This window comes from Rhodococcus sp. KBS0724, from assembly GCF_005938745.2.
Lineage (GTDB): Bacteria > Actinomycetota > Actinomycetes > Mycobacteriales > Mycobacteriaceae > Rhodococcus_F.
The window spans coordinates 4306488-4324687 of record NZ_VCBX02000001.1; the positions used below are offsets into that span (position 1 = coordinate 4306488).

The following is an 18200-nucleotide window of genomic DNA, read 5'->3' on the forward strand; positions in this document are numbered from 1 at the left end:
GAAGATGGACCTCGTGAGTCTGAGTCTGTGGAGCGCCCCTGTAGCCAAAACGCCGGTCGACGCAGTGGTGACACTGCCCGGATCGAAGTCCATCACCAACCGAGCTTTGATCCTGGCAGCGTTGGCGGACGGTCCGTCCACCCTCACCGGAGCACTCCGCAGCCGCGACGCCGACCTCATGATCGCGGCATTGCGCGACCTCGGGATCGGTATCGAGGAAGCGGGCGATCCCAGCACGCTTGCCGTCACACCCGGCCCGCTGCGCGGCGGCGACGTCGATTGTGGGCTCGCCGGTACCGTCATGCGATTCCTCCCGCCCCTGGCTGCCATGGCTGACGGCATTGTCCGTTTCGATGGCGACGAGCAGGCCCGGACGCGACCGCTCGGCACCATCCTCGAGGCTCTGCGAGGGCTGGGTGCGCAAATCGACGGCGACGCTCTCCCGTTCACGGTGACCGGCACGGGATCACTGCGCGGCGGAACAGTCACCATCGACGCGTCCGGTTCGTCACAGTTCGTCTCCGGGTTGCTGCTCTCGGCCGCAGCGTTCGAGGAGGGCGTCACCGTGCACCACAGCGGCAAGCCGGTTCCGTCGATGCCCCACATCGACATGACCGTCGACATGCTGCGCGCCGCCGGTGTGTCCGTCACGACACCGGCCACCGGCGGCGACGCCGACACCTGGCGGGTCGAACCCGGACCGGTGCGCGCGATCGACTGGGTCATCGAACCCGATCTGTCCAACGCCACCCCGTTCCTAGCAGCGGCGGCCGTCACCGGCGGAACCGTCAGCGTGCCGTTGTGGCCGTCGTCGACAACGCAGCCCGGTGACGCGATCCGCGACATTCTCACTTCGATGGGAGCCGAGGTCACACTCGCCGACGGCACCCTCACCGTGCGAGGCCCCGAAATCCTGCGTGGCATCGACATCGACCTGCACGACGTCGGTGAACTCACCCCGACAGTCGCGGCGCTCGCAGCCCTCGCAGAGGGAACGTCCCATCTGCGCGGCATCGCGCATCTGCGTGGCCACGAGACGGATCGCCTGGCTGCACTGGCCGACGAGATCAACAAGCTGGGCGGATCCGTCACCGAAACCGATGACGGACTGACCATCGTTCCCGCGAAACTGCATGGCGGGCAATGGCTCTCGTATGCAGATCACCGCATGGCCACGGCCGGCGCGATCATCGGCCTGGTCGTAGACGGTGTCGAGGTCGACGACGTCGCAACGACGGCCAAGACGCTGCCGGGCTTCGAGAACATGTGGACAGACATGCTGACATCCTCCACGCGAAAGGCAAGCTTCTGAGCCCGCGGCAGTACGACGAGTCCGACGTCCGGGTCCGCCCCGGCCGCGGATCACGTCCTCGCACCAAGACCCGTCCCGAACATCTGTCGGCCGAATCGGGGATGGTGGTGTCGAAGGATCGTGGCCGTTGGGGTTGCGTCCTGGGCGGCGATCCCGACCGGCTGATCGTGACGATGCGCGCCCGCGAACTCGGCCGAACACCCATCGTCGTCGGCGATCAGGTGGACATAGTCGGCGATCTGTCGGGCAAAACCGATACGCTCGCTCGCATTGTCCGGGTCTCCGAGCGTTCCACCGTGCTTCGACGCACCGCCGACGATACGGATCCGTTCGAGCGGATCGTGGTCGCCAACGCGCAGCAACTGTTGATCGTGGTTGCGTTGGCCGATCCGCCGCCGCGCACCGGCTTTGTCGAGCGCGCCCTGGTCGCGGCGTACGTGGGCGGTCTCACGCCTATCGTGTGCCTGACCAAGAGCGACCTGGAACCGCCGGAGGAGTTCGCCAGCACGTTCGCCGACCTCGACATCCAGGTGGTTGTAGCCGGTCGTGACGATCCGCTGGACGAACTCACCGCCATCCTGCACGACAAGTTGACGGCCCTGATCGGACACTCGGGCGTCGGCAAGTCAACGTTGGTGAATCGTCTTGTCCCCGATGCCAATCGAGCCGTCGGCATCGTCTCCGGCGTGGGTAAGGGACGGCATACGTCGACACAGTCGGTGGCGCTCCCTCTCGCCGAGGGCGGTTGGGTGATCGACACGCCAGGTATCCGCTCGTTCGGCTTGGCCCACATTTCACCGGAGAATGTCGTCGCCGCTTTCTCCGACCTCGCGGCACAGATCGAGGACTGCCCCCGGGGATGCACGCACCTCGGCCCGCCGGCGGACCCGGAGTGCAAACTCGATCTTCTCGAAGGAAAATCGGCCCGTCGAGTAATTGCCGTGCGGCAACTCCTCGAAGCCATCAAATCCAACGACCAGTACTGACGAACGACCAGTACCGACGAACGACCAGTACCGACGAACGACAAAGCCCAGATACCGAAATCGGTATCTGGGCTTTGTCGGCAGCTGATCAGCGCAAGCCGAGCAGGCTCCGCAGCTTTCCACTCTTACGCTTTTGCGCGATGGCGCTCTTGAGTCCACGACGACGGCCAGTGACAGGATCGATAGTCGAGGAGGCCTCGCCGTCGAACATCAACTCGGATGCCGTTTCCGGCGCATTGTCGACGGTGTCCTTGAGGTACTTGTTGGGCAGCGACAACTTGGCGATGGTGCGCCACGACTTGGCGTACTGCACCAGGAAAGGCCCTGTCGTGTAAGGCAAGTCGTACTTGTCGGTGAGCTCGCGAACCTTGACCGCGATGGCCGGGTACCGGTTGCTCGGCAGGTCGGGGAACAGGTGGTGTTCGATCTGGTAGCTGAGGTTTCCGGACATGAAGTCCATCAGCTTGCTGCCGTCGATATTGGCACTACCGAGCATCTGACGCAGGTACCACTGCGCCTGCGATTCACCGTCGATGTCTGCCTTGGTGAACTTCTCAGCGCCGTCCGGGAAGTGCCCGCAGAAGATGATGGCGTTTGTCCACACGTTGCGGATGATGTTGGCGGTGAAGTTGGCACTGAGCGTGCTCTTCCACGCCGGTCCCGTGAGGGCCGGGTACACGACGTAGTCCTTGACGAGTTGCTTGCCGACCTTTTCGCCGACCTCGCGCAATTTACGACGCGTGTCGTCCATGTCCGCGCGACCCTTGGCCACCTTGCCGAGCTCGAGGTGCTGCGCGGCGATGCCCCACTCGAAGAAGAGCGCAAGCAGAGTGTTGTAGACGAGGTTGCCGGAGTTGAACGGCTTCCATCGCTGGTCGCGGGTGACGCGGAGCAATCCGTATCCGACGTCGTCGTCCATGCCGAGCACGTTGGTGTACTTGTGGTGCAGGAAGTTGTGCGTCTGCTTCCAGTGCGCCGACGGGCCGGTGACGTCCCACTCCCACGAGCTCGAGTGGATTTCCGGATCGTTCATCCAGTCCCACTGCCCGTGCATGACGTTGTGGCCGAGCTCCATGTTCTCGATGATCTTTGCAACACCGAGGATGCCGGTGCCGAGCAGCCACGCGGGGCGCTTGCGGCTGGCAAACAGGATCGCGCGACCACTGACCTCGAGGGTTCGCTGGAGACGAATGACATTGCGGACGTAGCGTGCGTCTTTCTCGCCACGCGAATCTTCTATGTCACGACGGATCGCATCGAGTTCACGACCGAGCGCTTCGACGTCGGCTTCGGTGAGATGCGCATATTCCTTGACGTCTGCAATCGCCATGCGGGCCTCCTACGGTGAGTTCTTGTCGAAAAGTTCATGCCGAACGGATTCAACACGACCTACTCTAGCGTAAGTTACGGCACCGTAGGTTAGCTTTTGCTCGATGTAATCTATATCACTTCTTGCGCTTCGGCAGGCGGGAACGCGCTTGCGACTTCAAAGCAGTCAACAGACCCATTCGCTTGCCGGTCACCGGATCGGTCCGCAGATCGTCGACCATCGCCATTGCAGCACCTTTGATGCCCGGCTCCCGGAACCGCAGTTCCGAGGACGTTTCCGGCGCATTGTCCGAGGTCGCGATCAACCACTTGTCCGGCAAAGCCAGTTTGTGAATGGTGCGAAGCGCAAGCAGATACTGCTTGAACAACGAACCTGTCGTGTACGGAAGATCGAACTTCTCGCACAAGGCCCGCATCTTCACAGCGATCTCCGGATAGCGGTTGCTCGGCAGATCCGGGAACACGTGATGCTCGATCTGGTAACTCAGGTTGCCGCTCATGAACCCCATGAGCTTGCCGGAATTGAAGTTGGCACTGCCGAGCATCTGACGCAGGTACCACTCGTGACGGGTTTCCTGCTCGAACTCGGCGACGGTGAACTTTTCCGCACCATCGGGAAAGTGGCCGCAGAAGATGACGACGTACGCCCACAGGTTGCGAACGAGATTCGCGGTGGCATTGGCCGTCAGCGTCGATTTCCAGGCAGGCCCGGTCAGCAACGGGAAGACCACAAAATCCTTGCCGACCTGCCGGACGATCTTGCGCGCAAAATCCTTGTTGGCCTGAGAATTCAGCTGCCCCTTCGCGGCACCCTCCAACTCCGAAGCCGCAGTCAGGTCGTGGAGCGCGATGCCCCACTCGAACGTCGCCGCCAGAATCACATTGGCGATCGGCTGCAGGAGGTTGATCGGCTTCCACGCCTCGTCCCGCGTCATCCGCAGGATCCCGAAGCCCAGATCCTCGTCCATCCCGACAACATTGGTGTACGTGTGATGCTGGTAGTTGTGTGCACGTTTCCAGTGCTCGGACGGACCCGTCTGATCCCATTCCCACGAGCAGGAATGAATCTCCGGATCGTTCATCCAGTCCCACTGCCCGTGCATCACGTTGTGCCCGAGTTCCATGTTCTCGATGATCTTCGAGATGCTCAGCAGCGCCGTGCCCGCCAACCAGGCGGGCCGGTACTTGCTGCCGAACAGTGCGATTCGGCCGCCGAGTTCCAAGGCGCGCTGAACGCGAATGACCCGACGAATATAGCGAGCATCCCGGATTCCACGAGAGTCTTCGACATCAAGTCGAATCTGGTCCAGTTCACGCCCGAGCGCTTCGACATCAGCTGCGGTGAGGTGCGAAAACTCTTTGATGTCGGTGATTGCCACCGTTGTCCTCCGTGTGCCTAGAAGCTATGCGTCCAGCGTACAGTCGCCCGCCGCAGCGGAAATGCATGTCTGGATGCGTTCACCCTCGACATGCTGCTTTCCCGAGCGTAGGTCGATTGCATGACCGGAAACGAGAGGTACAACACAAGTCTGGCAAATGCCCATTCGGCAACCGAAAGGCATCAGGGCGCCAGATTGCTCCCCAGCTTCGAGAAGGGTTGTCGCACCGTCCACTGTGACGGTCTTTCCCGACTTCTCGAACGTGACGGTGCCACCGTCTGCGGACGCATCGATCCTCGACACCGCGAACCGCTCCATGTGCAGGCGGTCTTCGATCCCCTCGGCCTTCCACACGTCGTCGATCTCGTCGAGCAACGGCAGGGGCCCACACGCCCAGGTGTGGCGCTCACGCCAATCCGGGCACACCTGATCAAGCGAACTGAGCTTGAACTTTCCGTCCCGGCGGGTGAGCTGAATGTGGCTGACAAAATCCTCGTGCTCGCCGTGCAGTGCCGTCAACTCGTCCGCGAACATGACATCGGATTCCGTGGGAGCGGAGTGCACGTGCATGACATCGGGCAACTGGCCGCGCCGGTTCATCGTGCGCAGCATGCCCATGACCGGAGTGATTCCGCTGCCTGCCGTGATGAACAGGATCTTCTCCGGCGGCGGGTCTGGCAACGCGAAGTTGCCGGCCGGCGTGGCCAGGCGGACGATCGTTCCGGACGGAACGGCGCCGCTCACGAGGTGACTCGAGAGGAAGCCCTCGGGCATCGCCTTCACCGCGATGGAAATCTTCTTGTTCTCCCAGTTGGGCGGCGACGTCAACGAGTACGACCGCCAATGCCATCGCCCGTCGATGTGCAGGCCGATGCCGATGTACTGCCCCGGCTGGTAGTTGAAGTCGAACCCCCAACCCGGCTTGATCACGATCGTCGCGGAGTCCTGCGTTTCCGGCCGAACTTCGACGATCCGGCCACGCAGTTCGCGCGCCGACCACAACGGATTTGCCAGATGAAGGTAGTCGTCAGGCAAGAGAGGTGTGGTCAATCGTGCTGCGGCACCGCGCAGCAAATTGAGCTTCGACCGCGCTGCCGGAACTACCGACGCTGCCGGTGCCTCGATCCAGTCCTTCAGACCCATCAGACCTCCACCTCTCACCTGCGATGCTCACGCGCAATACCTATGCCTACGCTATCGTAGGTTATCAGGTTACGGTACCGTAGGTTACTTCATAGTAAGGACAGCGGGTGTCCGATATCAGAGCAGGTCGAGCAGGAACGGCAACTCTTGCGCCGCGTACCACGCCAACTCGTGATCTTCCGCGTCACCGAGGGTGAACTCCGCGTCCGTATCGCCGAGATCAGCAGCATCGACAATCCCCGCAGCCCGCTCGATATCCGGTTCGGCCTGGGCCAGATCAACATGGACGGACGCGACCTGCGCCATCGTGACCGGACCGGCCAAGCGGACCACCGCATCGTCGAGATCCGGACGCAACTTCGCGTCGTCGACATCCGCGGCAACCACCGCGCGGCGGAACGTCACCGGTCCGTCGGCGCCGGCGATCAAACGCAACGACGCGCGCGCCGCCTCACTCATCGCGACTTCCGCCAATTCGTCGTCGTCCCCGGCTGCATAGGCCTCACGCAATGCCGGGGTGACGGCAAACGCAGTCCGACTCATCGGGTCGAACTCCTGATCGGCAACCAAACGCTGCAGAATTTCCACAGTTGCCGGTACGAACACCCTCATGAGACCACCTTCGTTTGACTGTCACGACGCGCGAGAAACACTTACCGACTGGCGTCGGTCAACTCCTCGAGAGACTCGAAGAGCAACGAACGCACCACGTCGACATCCGACATCGCGTCACGGTCGGCATTCAAACCGTAGTAGACATTCCCGTCATACGACGTCAAGGCAATACTGAGTGTCTGATTCTTCAGCAACGGCGAGACCGGATACATCTCTTCCATCCGCGCACCACCGATGTAGAGCGGAAACTGCGGACCCGGCGCATTGGTGATCATGAGATTGAACATGCGCTGCGAGAGACTGCTGGCCGCGCGCGCACTCATCGCGTGGAGAGTGGCCGGCGCGAACCCCGACATCTTCACCATCGTCTGAGCGGTCACCCGACGGCCCTGACGCGCAAAGGCCTCCGTGGCGTGCGCGACGTGCGACAACCGGACGACGGCATTGGGCTCCCCCACCGGCAGGTCGATCAGGAACGACGACACGTGACCCGGCGCCTGCGGGTCTTCGACGTCCGGGCTGTCCGGACCGTCGATGTACACGGACATCGGCACCATCGCGCGGACAACGCTCGCCTCGGTGACCGGCTCTCCCCGCGACAACAGCCAGTTCCGCAAGGCGCCGGTGACCACCGTGAGGATCACGTCGTTGATCTCGCACCCGTACTTCGCCCGGATCCGCCGATAGTCGTTCAGTGGAGTCTTTGCGACGGACAATCGTCGACTCCGCGAGATCGGCGCATTGAGTGGACTGTTAGGGGCTACCTGCGCGGCCGTACGCACGACAGCGGCAACCTTGCCGACAGCACTGACCGCCTCCGTCATCGACGTCGTCACGTCGCCCAGCGCGGCCCTCGCCCGGGCAACACCCTCACCCGGACTCGTCACCAGATCAGCGAGCGCACCGATGAGCAGATTCAGATCACTCGGCGGCGGGGCAGGCATCCACAACTCTTCCGCACCGGGCGAACGCTTCTCTTGCGGGTCGAACAAGACCTGACTGATCTCGAGTGCGGTATCACCGTCGACCAAAGCCGAATGCGATTTTGTGAAGATTGCAAACCTGTCGTCGGCCAGACCCTCCACGAGGTACATCTCCCATAGGGGCCGAGTGTTGTCCAGCGGCCGGGAAATGAGGCGCGCGATCAGATCGTTCAACTGCTCGGCCGACCCCGGTTTCGGTAGCGCCGACCGGCGGACGTGGTACGTGATGTCGAAATCTCGATCGTCGACCCACACCGGACGCGCCAGACCCAGAACAACTTCGCGGACCTTCTGCCGGTACCGCGGCACCAGGCTGAGTCGCTCCTCCACGAGTCGCAGCAATTCGTTGTGATCGATCCCCGTGCCCGGCTGCCGGAAAATCCCCAGCGAACCGACATGCATCGGAGTACTACCGGCTTCGAGAAAGTAGAAGGCCGCGTCCTGAGTCGTCAATCTGTTCACCATGATTGTTCACCCGCTGGTAGATCGTCCAAACCAGCCGCATCATCCAAACCGTCCGCACCGTCTAGGTCGAGCAGTATCGACAACTCCTCGATCGTGCCGGCCGGGTCGTAGTGATGGACACCCACCATGCCGACGGCGACGGCGCCTCGAACATTTTCCTCGAGGTCGTCCACGAACACGCAGTCCTGCGGACGCAGACCCAGCCGTGTCGCGGCCAGAAGATAGATATCGGCATCCGGCTTTGCCATCCCGACGTCACCGGAGAGCACGACGTCGTCCACCAACACCCCGTCGCCGAGATCACGGAGCCACTGCGCGTCCGATCCGCCGGGATCGTTGCTCACGATGCCCGTCACGATGCCCGCGCTACGAGCCCGCCGAACCACCGCACTGAGACCGTCCAGGTCAGACCCCGGACCGAACAGCACGCCACCCACATCCAACAGAAGTCCCCGCACGAGATTTACATTAAGGTGCGGCCGTGATCTCTGCGACATCTGTGGGTGTTCGTGTCATACTTCTCACCATCGTTCGGGGGAGCGATGAAAGAAATCCGCGTTGAAAAATATCCGGGGGGATACATCATGACCATCGACCAACACGTCGACGTGCACAACACACCACAACGATTTCTCCGACCGGCGCCGCAGAGCGAACCGCCGGCCGATTCCCTGATGATCAGGCGAGCACCTGCCCGAACCGAACGAGTGCTGGGCAGCGCGCGCAAAACACCACACAGCGGAACATCGGGACACAGTGCAGCATCGGGACACAGTGCAGTACAAGACAGGCCCGCGGCCGAACCGGTCGCACCCGGTGCCGATGTCTTCTGGAACACGTCACTGCGCCTCGTCCTCGAAGTCCTCGATCAACGACGAAGTCCCGCACATCTCAAGTCCATACTGTCCCCGACGGTGATGGAACTTGTTCAGCGCCTGTCCATTTCACATGATCCCACGCGCGGACTCGGCGCCGCTCGGACACATGTGAACACCACTTCGCCGCACGCCGCCGAAGTGTGCGCGACCTTTCGACGCGGCCCACGAACCTTCGCGATTGCAGCCAAGATCGAGAACACCGACAACAAAGGCTGGATGGTCACCGCACTACACGTGGTGTGACCATCCAGCCTTTGTAGGTGGAAAAATCAGCGCTTGCGCTTGGACTTGGGTGCGCGGTTGCCCTTTGCCTGCGTGCGAGCCGCTTCACGACGCTCTCGACGCGACGCGGTCTCCCCCGCGTCGACGGCCGGATCGCGAGTGGCCTTTGCCTTCCCGTCCTCGTCCGGACCGGTGTACGTCAGCCTGGACGGGCCGTCGTCGTCAAGCCCCTTGGCGCGCAACGCCGATGGAGCCGGCGTACCGGTGTTGCCAGCAGCAGCTTGCTGTGTCGGCAGCGGCTTCGGTGCGGTCGCGGACGCCGCGGCAGCGGAGCCAGCCGTCACCGAGATACCCGAAGTGGGCTGCGCGGGAGCAGATTCGACCTGAAGGTTGAAGAGGAATCCGACGGACTCCTCCTTCAAGCCTTCGAGCATCCCGATGAACATGTCGTAGCCCTCGCGCTGGTACTCGACCAACGGGTCGCGCTGCGCCATGGCACGCAGGCCGATACCTTCCTTGAGGTAGTCCATCTCGTAGAGGTGTTCACGCCACTTGCGGTCGAGCACGGACAGGAATACCCGGCGTTCGAGTTCGCGCATTCCGTTCTCGCCGGCAATCGCGTCGATCTCGGCTTCGCGCTTCTTGTACGCAGCATGCGCGTCGTCGAGCAGGGCGGTGCGCAGTTCGTCCCGCGTGAGGTCGCTGGCGATTCCACCGTCTTCGCCCACGAGAGCCTTGTAGTCGATGCCCACCGGGTAGAGGGTCTTGAGTGCCGTCCACAGCTGCTCGAGATCCCAGTCCTCGACGTATCCCTCGGCGGTCGCGCCGTCGACGTACGCGGTGACGACGTCGGTGATCATCTGTTCGACCTGGCCCTCCATGTCCTCACCCTCGAGGATCTGGCGGCGTTCCTTGTAGATCACGGTGCGCTGCTGATTCATGACCTCGTCGTACTTGAGGACGTTCTTACGAATCTCGAAGTTCTGCTGCTCGACCTGGGTCTGCGCGCTCTTGATGGCCTTGGAGACCATCTTGGCTTCGATCGGAACGTCGTCAGGCAGGTTGAGGCGCGTCATGATCGATTCGAGCGCGGAACCGTTGAATCGGCGCATGAGCTCGTCACCGAGCGAGAGGTAGAACCGCGATTCTCCCGGGTCGCCCTGACGACCGGAACGGCCGCGAAGCTGGTTGTCGATACGACGCGATTCATGGCGTTCGGTGCCCAACACGTACAGGCCGCCGGCTGCGCGAACCTTGTCGGCATCGGCCTTGACGTCTTCCTTCACCCGGCTCAGGACGTCGTCCCACGCGGCTTCGTACTCTTCCGGCGTCGTAACCGGGTCGAGGCCGTTCTTGCGCAACGCGATGTCGGCGATGATGTCCGGGTTACCGCCCAGCACGACGTCGGTACCGCGGCCGGCCATGTTCGTGGCGACCGTCACCGCACCGGAACGACCGGCCTCGGCGATGATGGTTGCTTCCTTCTCGTGGAACTTGGCGTTGAGGACGTTGTGCGCCACGCCGCGCTTGGTGAACTGCTTGGACAGGTACTCCGAGCGTTCGACGCTGGTGGTACCGATCAGAACCGGCTGACCGTTCTCGTGGCGCTCGACGACGTCGTCGACCACGGCGTCGAACTTGGCTTCCTCGGTCTTGTAGATGAGGTCGCCGTTGTCGACACGGATCATGGGGCGGTTGGTCGGGATCGGAATGACGCCAAGGGTGTAGGTCTGGTGAAGCTCGGCGGCCTCGGTCTCGGCGGTACCCGTCATGCCGGACAATTTTTCGTACAGACGGAAGTAGTTCTGCAGGGTGATCGTGGCGAGGGTCTGGTTCTCAGCCTTGATCTCGACTTTTTCCTTGGCCTCGATGGCCTGGTGCATGCCCTCGTTGTATCGACGGCCGACCAGCACGCGGCCGGTGAACTCGTCGACGATGATGACCTCGCCGTCGCGGACGATGTAGTCCTTGTCCTTGGTGTAGAGCTCTTTTGCCTTGATGGCGTTGTTCAGGTAGCTCACCAGCGGCGAGTTCGCGGCCTCGTACAGATTGTCGATTCCGAGCTGATCCTCGACGAGTTCGACTCCGGCCTCGTGAACACCGATGGTGCGCTTGCGGATGTCCACCTCGTAGTGGACGTCCTTCTTCAGGAGCGGCGCGATACGCGCGAACTCGCTGTACCACTTGCTGGAGCCGTCGGCCGGACCCGAGATGATCAGCGGCGTGCGGGCCTCGTCGATCAGGATGGAGTCGACCTCGTCCACGATGGCAAACGCATGTCCACGCTGGACCAGATCGTCCAGGGAGTGCGTCATGTTGTCACGCAGGTAGTCGAACCCGAACTCGTTGTTGGTGCCGTACGTGATGTCGGCCGCATACGCGACCCGACGCTCGGCCGGCGTCATACCGGAGAGGATCACACTGGTCTCGAGACCGAGCGAACGGTGAACACGGCCCATCCACTCGGAGTCACGCTTGGCCAGGTAGTCGTTGACTGTCACGACGTGAACGCCTTCACCCGCGATGGCGTTGAGGTACGCGGGCAACACACAGGTCAGGGTTTTGCCCTCACCGGTCTTCATCTCCGCGACATTGCCGAAGTGCAGGGCCGCGCCACCCATGATCTGCACGTGGAAGTGCTTCTGGTCGATGACTCGCCACGACGCTTCACGCGCGACAGAAAACGCCTCAGGCAGCAGCTCGTCCAGCGTCTCACCAGCGGCGTAACGCTCACGGAACTCGTCGGTCTTGGCCTTGAGTTGATCGTCTGTCAGGCCTTCTACCTCGGGCGACAGTGATTCGACATGCTCAGCAATGTGCTTGAGGCGCTTGACCATGCGACCTTCACCAACACGGAGCAGCTTCGATAGCGACAGCGACGGCACAGTCTTGTTCGTCCTCAATCTTCGGCAACAAATGGGTGACACACTAAAAATCCGGCCGGGGTCCGAAAACTCCGGCCGGATTCCATGGTAGGCGCTAACTCGAGGTTGCGAGGCAACCCCACCTACAGATCGGTCATGTCAGGCGGATCAACCCGTAGTCGAATGCGTGCCGACGGTAGACGACGGACGGCTTGTCCGACTCCTTGTCGTGGAAGAGGAAGAAGTCGTGACCGACCAGTTCCATCTCGTAGAGAGCGTCGTCGATCGTCATCGGCTCTGCCGGGTGATCCTTCGTGCGGACCACGCGTCCTGGGCCGTCGTACTCGTCCGGCTCTTGGCCGTTCAGAGAAATATCGGGTGCGACACCGAGTGAGTCTGCGTCGACGAGCGAGGCGGTTGCCTCGGCGACGGACAGCGGTCGCTTGTCACCGTAATGGACCTTCTTGCGGTCCTTGGTTCGACGGAGGCGGCTCTCGAGTTTGTCGATCACCGATTCGAATGCAGCGTAGAAGCTGTCCGCGGCGGCTTCTGCTCGCGCTACCGGCCCTTTGCCGCGGGCAGTGATCTCGACTCGCTGGCAATTCTTGGACTGACGTCGATTGCGTTCGTGCTGAAGTTCCACATCGAAGTGGAATATGGAGGGGTCGAAGTGTTCCAATCGCGCCAGCTTGTCCGAAACATAAACTCGGAAGTGATCGGGTATCTCGACATTGCGTCCCTTGACGACGATGTCGGACCTCGGAACAGCGGATTGCGCGGAACGCTCGGTGGTGGCGTCCTCGATGAAAAACGAGGCTTGCGAAGGGGTCGTCACTCGTACCTCCCAATTACGGCCCCGCTCAATGATTGAGCGGCGGCAAGTTCTTCAATACCGAGAGGGGATCCGCCCGGCATCAGGATTGAAGTACCACCTCCCACCTGTTTTCGGGTGTGCCGCCGACGCTAGTACGTAATCCGCGCGAGTGCCACTGTTAGCCGGAAATTCATTCACACGCCAGCGATCACGAGCACGAGATTTGTCCGGATTCCAATCCTCGCGAGCGCCCGAATCGATTCTGCCGCAGTCGCTCCCGTCGTCAGAACGTCGTCGAGTAGTACCACGTCGACGTGACGATTCACCAATCCGACCCCCGCGCGTGTCACCGCGATCTTCTCGGCCACATTGGTGGCCCGAGCAGCGGCGGACAAGCCGACGGAATCGCGGACGCCACGTGTCATGGCCAATGCCGAATGAACTTCGACACAGTGCGTCGGCAGGACCTCGCGGGCCGCACGAGCAATGCGGCGGACCGGATCACCGCCGCGTGAACGGGCGGCGCGCGAACGGGACGGGGCCGGGATCAGGACCAAAGGCCGACGCGTCGGATGGTGGAGCTCACCCCACCGGACCAGATGCGTCAGCGCTTCGGCCACAGCGTCTCCCAGTGGCTCAGCGAGGTCGCGTCGGCCCCGCTCCTTGATCTCGATCACGCTGCGCCGTCTGGGGCCACTGTATGGACCGAGCGCCCAGGCCGGCGCGCCGGGATCGACTCGAGGTGTGAGGCGGATCGGATGGTCGCGAAGCGTGGCGGCGCACTCCTCACACCAGCGCACGCCGATCCGTCCGCATCCCCCGCACTCACGCGGCAACACCAGATCGAGCGCTGCTCCCCCGAGACCGCTCCATGTCCGAAATCCACCGACCCCCATACCCGTCAGTGTGCAGAGGCCCACCGACAGCAACCCTCGTGCACCGCCGGATTCCTCAGCCTGGCAGTACCGGAATCGCCTTCTGCCCCGTCAATCCAGGCACCTCACGCCACAACCTGTCGCCCGCGGGATCGTTGTTGTTCAACTGGAAAACCGCCCGGGCGTCGGCAACGTACTCGGTGGTCGGCGACGCGTCGACGGACACCACGGGCGCCGTCAGATTGCCCCGGGGCAACGAGTCCATTCGAGAGCCGTCGATCGCGACTTGCACAACCGGGACATCGGAGTTGTTGCGTGCGATCACGATGGTGTCGCTGTTACTCCAGTCGAGTGAGAGCGCCGTGCTCCCCAATCCCGGAGCCACAGCCCGTGGATTGGTCAAAGCGAAAACTCCGCTGGGCAGGCGGACCACGATCGCCAGATACACCTTGCCGTCGATGATCATCGCCGCTCGAACTCCGTCACGGGACAGGCGCAGTTCGGTGATGTTCGATCCCATGGGGATCAATGCGCCCACGTCCACGTTCATGACCGATACCCGGCCGCTGGTGGGCTCTCGAACCACGCGCACGACGGTGTTGCCGTTGACCGCCGCCCAAATGGTGTTGTTGTCGAGTTCCCACGTCGGCCGGGTGATCACCGGCGCGTCGAGTACCGGAACAGCACCTTCGGCATAGGTGCCCAGCGACAACGAAAACCTTTTTGCAGGATCAGGATTCGCGGTATCCGCCACTGCGGCTACGGCCTTGCCGTCGCGAGAGAGCGCAACGGATGCAAGATTGCCGGCAGTGCCGGCAAATCCGGGAACCGGAGTCACGCCCTGTTCGCCGACACTGACCAGTGAACCGTCACGAAGGGCGTGCAATCCGACTGTCGCACCTGTCGTCGCCAACGGATTCGTGGACGCGACGTCGGCAGTTGTCCAGCCTTCCGGATGTGCAGCATCGAGGGGCGCCCCGTCCACCAGCAGTACGTAGGGTCCGGCGACGTCAGCGCTGGCCAATGTCCAGATGATCTGCGCGGCAAACAATCCGCGAGTTTCGGGGTCCATCGACTGATCGATCCGGAAATCGATGCGGACGCCGCCGAGACCGACACCTACCTGACCGGATCGACCGTCGGCCTTCGTGATGGGCCCGATCACCGAGACACCCGTGCCCAGTTCGTTGCGGACAGCCGACGCGAGCGCCTCCTTGGGCCCCTCGATCAACAGGCCGACCAACTGAGCGGTCACCTGGTCCTGGGAGCCCGATATCCACCGCAGATCCGGAACCATGGTCTGACCGCTGGGATCCGGGAAGAACAACGACTTCCGTTGATACGCACCGAGGAACGCCGGACGCTCCATGATCACACCCGAAGGAAGATCGTTGATCCGCCACTCACCGTCGACCAGAGTCAACGTCATCTTGGCTTCGTAACTGCCGTCTTCGGGAACGTAAATTCCCCCGGGCTCGAGCCGCCCGACCTTGTTCACGCGAATCGTGTAGACCGCTTCCTGATCTGTTCGCGATTCGGACAGTGTGTCGACCTTGTCGACAATGATCGCCGTCGCCGCGTCGTCCCATTTCGCGGACATCTCGGGGGTCAGGTACTGCCGGGCCGCCAGGTGCCGGTTCGCGGGTTCGGTGTTCGCTTTCACGAAGTCCCGCAACAACAAATCGGGCTCACGGCCCGAGGCCGGCGGCGAGACGGGAGTTCCCGGTGCCGCAGTGGCAAGTGTCCCGATCGCCTGCGGCGACGACGATGCCGGCAGACTCGCACACGCGCCGGTCAGGAGCACCGCGCTCAGCCCCAGCGCCAACAGACCACGGCGATATCGCTGCATCACGAACGCTCACCTCCTTGCGAGCCGGTTCGTGATTCGGTGTCGTGCGGCGTCGGAATCGACGACGTGACCTCCCCGACCTCTTCGGCGACGATGTCCGCGTTCGACGGGGTGCGTACGAACTTGGCCGTCGTCGGCTTGAGCGGAAGCGGGCTGGACACCAGCTTCTTGCCGCGCACTCGCGGCAATGTCAGACGGAAGCACGCCCCGACACCTGGCTCACCCCAGGCTTCGAGTTTGCCGTCGTGCAGATTGGCGTCCTCGACGCTGATCGCCAAGCCCAGACCCGTGCCGCCGCTACGACGGACCCGCGACGGATCGGATCGCCAGAAACGGTTGAACACAAGTTTCTCCTCGCCGGGACGCAGTCCGACGCCACTGTCTCGAACGATGAAGGCCAGAGCGTCGTCGTCGGCTCGCAGGCGCAGCAGGATGGGTTTACCTTCCCCGTGATCTATGGCGTTGGCGAGGAGGTTCCGCAGGACCCGTTCGACTCGGCGTGGATCGACGTCGGCGATGACCGGATCGTCTGGCATGTCGACTATCAATTCGGTACCGGATTCACGGGCGAGGTGGCGAACAGTGGACACCGCGGCGCGCGCACACATCCTGACGTCGAGTTGCTCGGACGCCAGTTCCGCAACGCCGGCGTCGTGCCGGGAAATCTCGAGCAGATCGGCCAGCAGACCTTCGAATCGGTCGAGTTCGGCGACAAGCAGTTCCGACGAGCGTCGGAGTATCGGATCGAGGCTCTCGCTGCCGTCGTGGATGAGGTCCGCGGCCATTCGCACCGTAGTGAGCGGGGTGCGCAGTTCGTGGCTGACATCGGACGTGAAGCGTTTCTGCAGATTGCCGAATTCCTCCAGCTGGGTGATCTGCTTCGAGAGGCTCTCGGCCATTTCGTTGAAAGACATTGCGAGACGAGCCATGTCGTCCTCGCCGCGAACCGGCATGCGTTCCTTGAGTCGGCCGTCGGCGAAGCGCACGGCGATCCTCGACGCGGATCGGATCGGCAGCACTACCTGCCGCGCGACGAGCAGCGAGATCGCGGCCAACAGGACCAGCAGGACGGCGCCACCGATCAACAGGGTGCTGCGGACCAGCGACAGGCTGCGATCCTCGCTGGCGAGCGGGAACACGAGATACAACTCGAGGCCCGAGATCGACGACGCTGTGGGACTGCCGATGATCAAGGCCGGACCGGAGTAGCCTTCCGGATCCGAGACCGTCGCGAACTGGTAAGCGATCTGGCCGTTGTGAACGAACTCACGCAAGTTTTCGGGGATCTGGTCCGCCGGTCCGGCATATACCGGATCTCGGGGCCCGTCTTGCTCGACGATCAGCGCGGGATCGAAAGTGCCCGCGGAACCCGATGCTTGACCGCCCGATTGATTGCGGCTCGTCAAGCTTGACGCCGCACTCTCGAGTTGGTCTTTGAGCGCTGCACTGCCGTCGACTCCGGCCAGTTGATCTTCGACGACGCCTCTGGCGCGATCCATCTCCTCCGTGGCGGCGGTGATTTTCGCTTCGAGCAGTCGGTCGGTGATCTGGCTCGTGAGCACAACACCGAGAATCACGATCACGATCAACGACAACGACAGCGTCGAGACGACAACCCGCAGTTGCAGCGATCGTCGCCAGGTGTGGGCGAGGGTGTTGCTCAGTGAGTGGCACCACCGCAGAAAAGGCGTCAGCCACCGATTGAGGCGGCGACGCCAACGAGAAACGCCACCGGTCACGGCGGTCCGGCCTTGTAGCCGACACCCCTCACCGTCAAAACCACTTCGGGATTCTCGGGATCGGTTTCGACCTTGGCGCGCAGACGCTGGACGTGGACGTTGACCAGGCGGGTGTCAGCAGCGTGGCGGTAACCCCACACCTGTTCCAGGAGCACCTCACGGGTGAACACCTGTCGGGGCTTACGCGCAAGAGCAACGAGGAGATCGAATTCGAGCGGGGTGAGCGAAATCTGCTCGCCGCCGCGACTGACCTTGTGCGCCGGCACGTCGATCACGATGTCGGCAATACTCAGCAGTTCTGCCGGTTCTTCCTCGGTGCGACGCAGTCGAGCGCGAACCCGGGCGACCAGTTCCTTGGGCTTGAACGGCTTCATGATGTAGTCGTCCGCGCCGGACTCGAGGCCGAGGCCAACGTCCACGGTGTCGGTCTTTGCAGTCAGCATCACGATGGGAACGCCGGAATCCGCACGCAGGACCCGACATACGTCGATGCCGTTCATGCCGGGCAGCATCAGGTCGAGCAGGACTAGGTCGGGCCGAGTCTCGCGCACTGCCGCAAGTGCAAGAGTTCCGTCGCCTACCACGTAGGGATCAAAACCCTCACCCCGCAGTACGATCGTGAGCATCTCGGCGAGTGCCGTGTCGTCGTCGACAACCAGAATCCTTGGTTTCATATCCCTATCGTTGCATCTTCGAGTCGTAATTAAGACCGTTACGTGACTGTGCGGCGTGCCGCGTGTTCCCTCT

The 18200-nt window shown here is 62.6% G+C and carries 15 protein-coding genes; 3 read left to right on the plus strand and 12 right to left on the minus strand.

The window, feature by feature from the left end; genetic code table 11:
* Window positions 1-4 precede the first annotated feature (4 nt).
* Complete coding sequence (aroA, locus tag FFI94_RS19875; protein ID WP_138869338.1) at window positions 5-1312, plus strand: 3-phosphoshikimate 1-carboxyvinyltransferase; 1308 nt, start codon at window positions 5-7, stop codon at window positions 1310-1312.
* Entirely contained in the window at window positions 1267-2298 is a 1032-nt protein-coding gene (rsgA, locus tag FFI94_RS19880) for a ribosome small subunit-dependent GTPase A (protein WP_138869339.1), read from the plus strand. The genes aroA and rsgA overlap by 46 nt, the downstream gene beginning before the upstream one ends.
* Window positions 2299-2386: 88 nt before the next feature.
* Here rsgA and FFI94_RS19885 read toward each other — a convergent pair whose 3' ends face one another.
* From FFI94_RS19885 to FFI94_RS19910, 6 genes are all read right to left on the minus strand, one after another.
* Window positions 2387-3628 carry a fatty acid desaturase gene (locus FFI94_RS19885; protein ID WP_138869340.1) on the minus strand — a complete coding sequence of 414 codons (1242 nt, stop codon included), beginning with the start codon at window positions 3626-3628 and terminating at the stop codon, window positions 2387-2389.
* 115 nt (window positions 3629-3743) lie between these two features.
* Window positions 3744-5006 carry an acyl-CoA desaturase gene (locus tag FFI94_RS19890; RefSeq protein ID WP_138869341.1) on the minus strand — a complete coding sequence of 421 codons (1263 nt, stop codon included), beginning with the start codon at window positions 5004-5006 and terminating at the stop codon, window positions 3744-3746.
* A 24-nt stretch (window positions 5007-5030) separates the two neighbouring features.
* On the minus strand, window positions 5031-6149 hold the full coding sequence (locus FFI94_RS19895) for a ferredoxin reductase (RefSeq protein WP_138869342.1): 1119 nt from the start codon (window positions 6147-6149) through the stop codon (window positions 5031-5033).
* 117 nt (window positions 6150-6266) lie between these two features.
* A complete protein-coding gene (locus tag FFI94_RS19900) occupies window positions 6267-6761 on the minus strand; it encodes a DUF6912 family protein (protein ID WP_138869343.1) in 495 nt (164 codons plus the stop codon).
* A 41-nt stretch (window positions 6762-6802) separates the two neighbouring features.
* Window positions 6803-8212, minus strand: a complete 1410-nt coding sequence (locus tag FFI94_RS19905) for a wax ester/triacylglycerol synthase family O-acyltransferase (RefSeq protein WP_138869344.1) — start codon at window positions 8210-8212, stop codon at window positions 6803-6805.
* Window positions 8206-8670, minus strand: coding sequence for an HAD-IA family hydrolase (locus FFI94_RS19910; RefSeq protein WP_138869345.1), 465 nt, complete (start codon window positions 8668-8670; stop codon window positions 8206-8208). The genes FFI94_RS19905 and FFI94_RS19910 overlap by 7 nt, the downstream gene beginning before the upstream one ends.
* A gap of 126 nt (window positions 8671-8796) precedes the next feature.
* Between FFI94_RS19910 and FFI94_RS19915 the strand changes: the two genes are divergently transcribed.
* Window positions 8797-9333 (plus strand): Rv3235 family protein, encoded by a 537-nt coding sequence (locus tag FFI94_RS19915; RefSeq protein WP_138869346.1) that lies wholly within the window; start codon window positions 8797-8799, stop codon window positions 9331-9333.
* A gap of 26 nt (window positions 9334-9359) precedes the next feature.
* On the opposite strand, the gene secA is transcribed toward FFI94_RS19915, so the two are convergent.
* The 6 genes from secA to mtrA form a co-directional block, all read right to left on the minus strand.
* Window positions 9360-12197: a preprotein translocase subunit SecA gene (gene secA / locus FFI94_RS19920; RefSeq protein WP_138869347.1), complete on the minus strand. Its 2838-nt coding sequence runs from the start codon at window positions 12195-12197 to the stop codon at window positions 9360-9362.
* 133 nt (window positions 12198-12330) lie between these two features.
* Window positions 12331-13011, minus strand: coding sequence for a ribosome hibernation-promoting factor, HPF/YfiA family (gene hpf / locus FFI94_RS19925; RefSeq protein WP_138869348.1), 681 nt, complete (start codon window positions 13009-13011; stop codon window positions 12331-12333).
* A gap of 173 nt (window positions 13012-13184) precedes the next feature.
* Window positions 13185-13886 carry a ComF family protein gene (locus tag FFI94_RS19930; protein WP_138869349.1) on the minus strand — a complete coding sequence of 234 codons (702 nt, stop codon included), beginning with the start codon at window positions 13884-13886 and terminating at the stop codon, window positions 13185-13187.
* A 55-nt stretch (window positions 13887-13941) separates the two neighbouring features.
* The gene (gene lpqB / locus FFI94_RS19935; RefSeq protein WP_138873302.1) at window positions 13942-15714 is read right to left on the minus strand and encodes an MtrAB system accessory lipoprotein LpqB; all 1773 of its coding nucleotides are present in this window, start codon (window positions 15712-15714) and stop codon (window positions 13942-13944) included.
* Window positions 15714-17453 carry an MtrAB system histidine kinase MtrB gene (gene mtrB, locus FFI94_RS19940; protein WP_185993262.1) on the minus strand — a complete coding sequence of 580 codons (1740 nt, stop codon included), beginning with the start codon at window positions 17451-17453 and terminating at the stop codon, window positions 15714-15716. Before mtrB ends, lpqB begins: the two co-directional genes overlap by 1 nt.
* Window positions 17450-18127, minus strand: coding sequence for an MtrAB system response regulator MtrA (gene mtrA, locus FFI94_RS19945; protein WP_138869350.1), 678 nt, complete (start codon window positions 18125-18127; stop codon window positions 17450-17452). Before mtrA ends, mtrB begins: the two co-directional genes overlap by 4 nt.
* Window positions 18128-18200 lie beyond the last annotated feature (73 nt).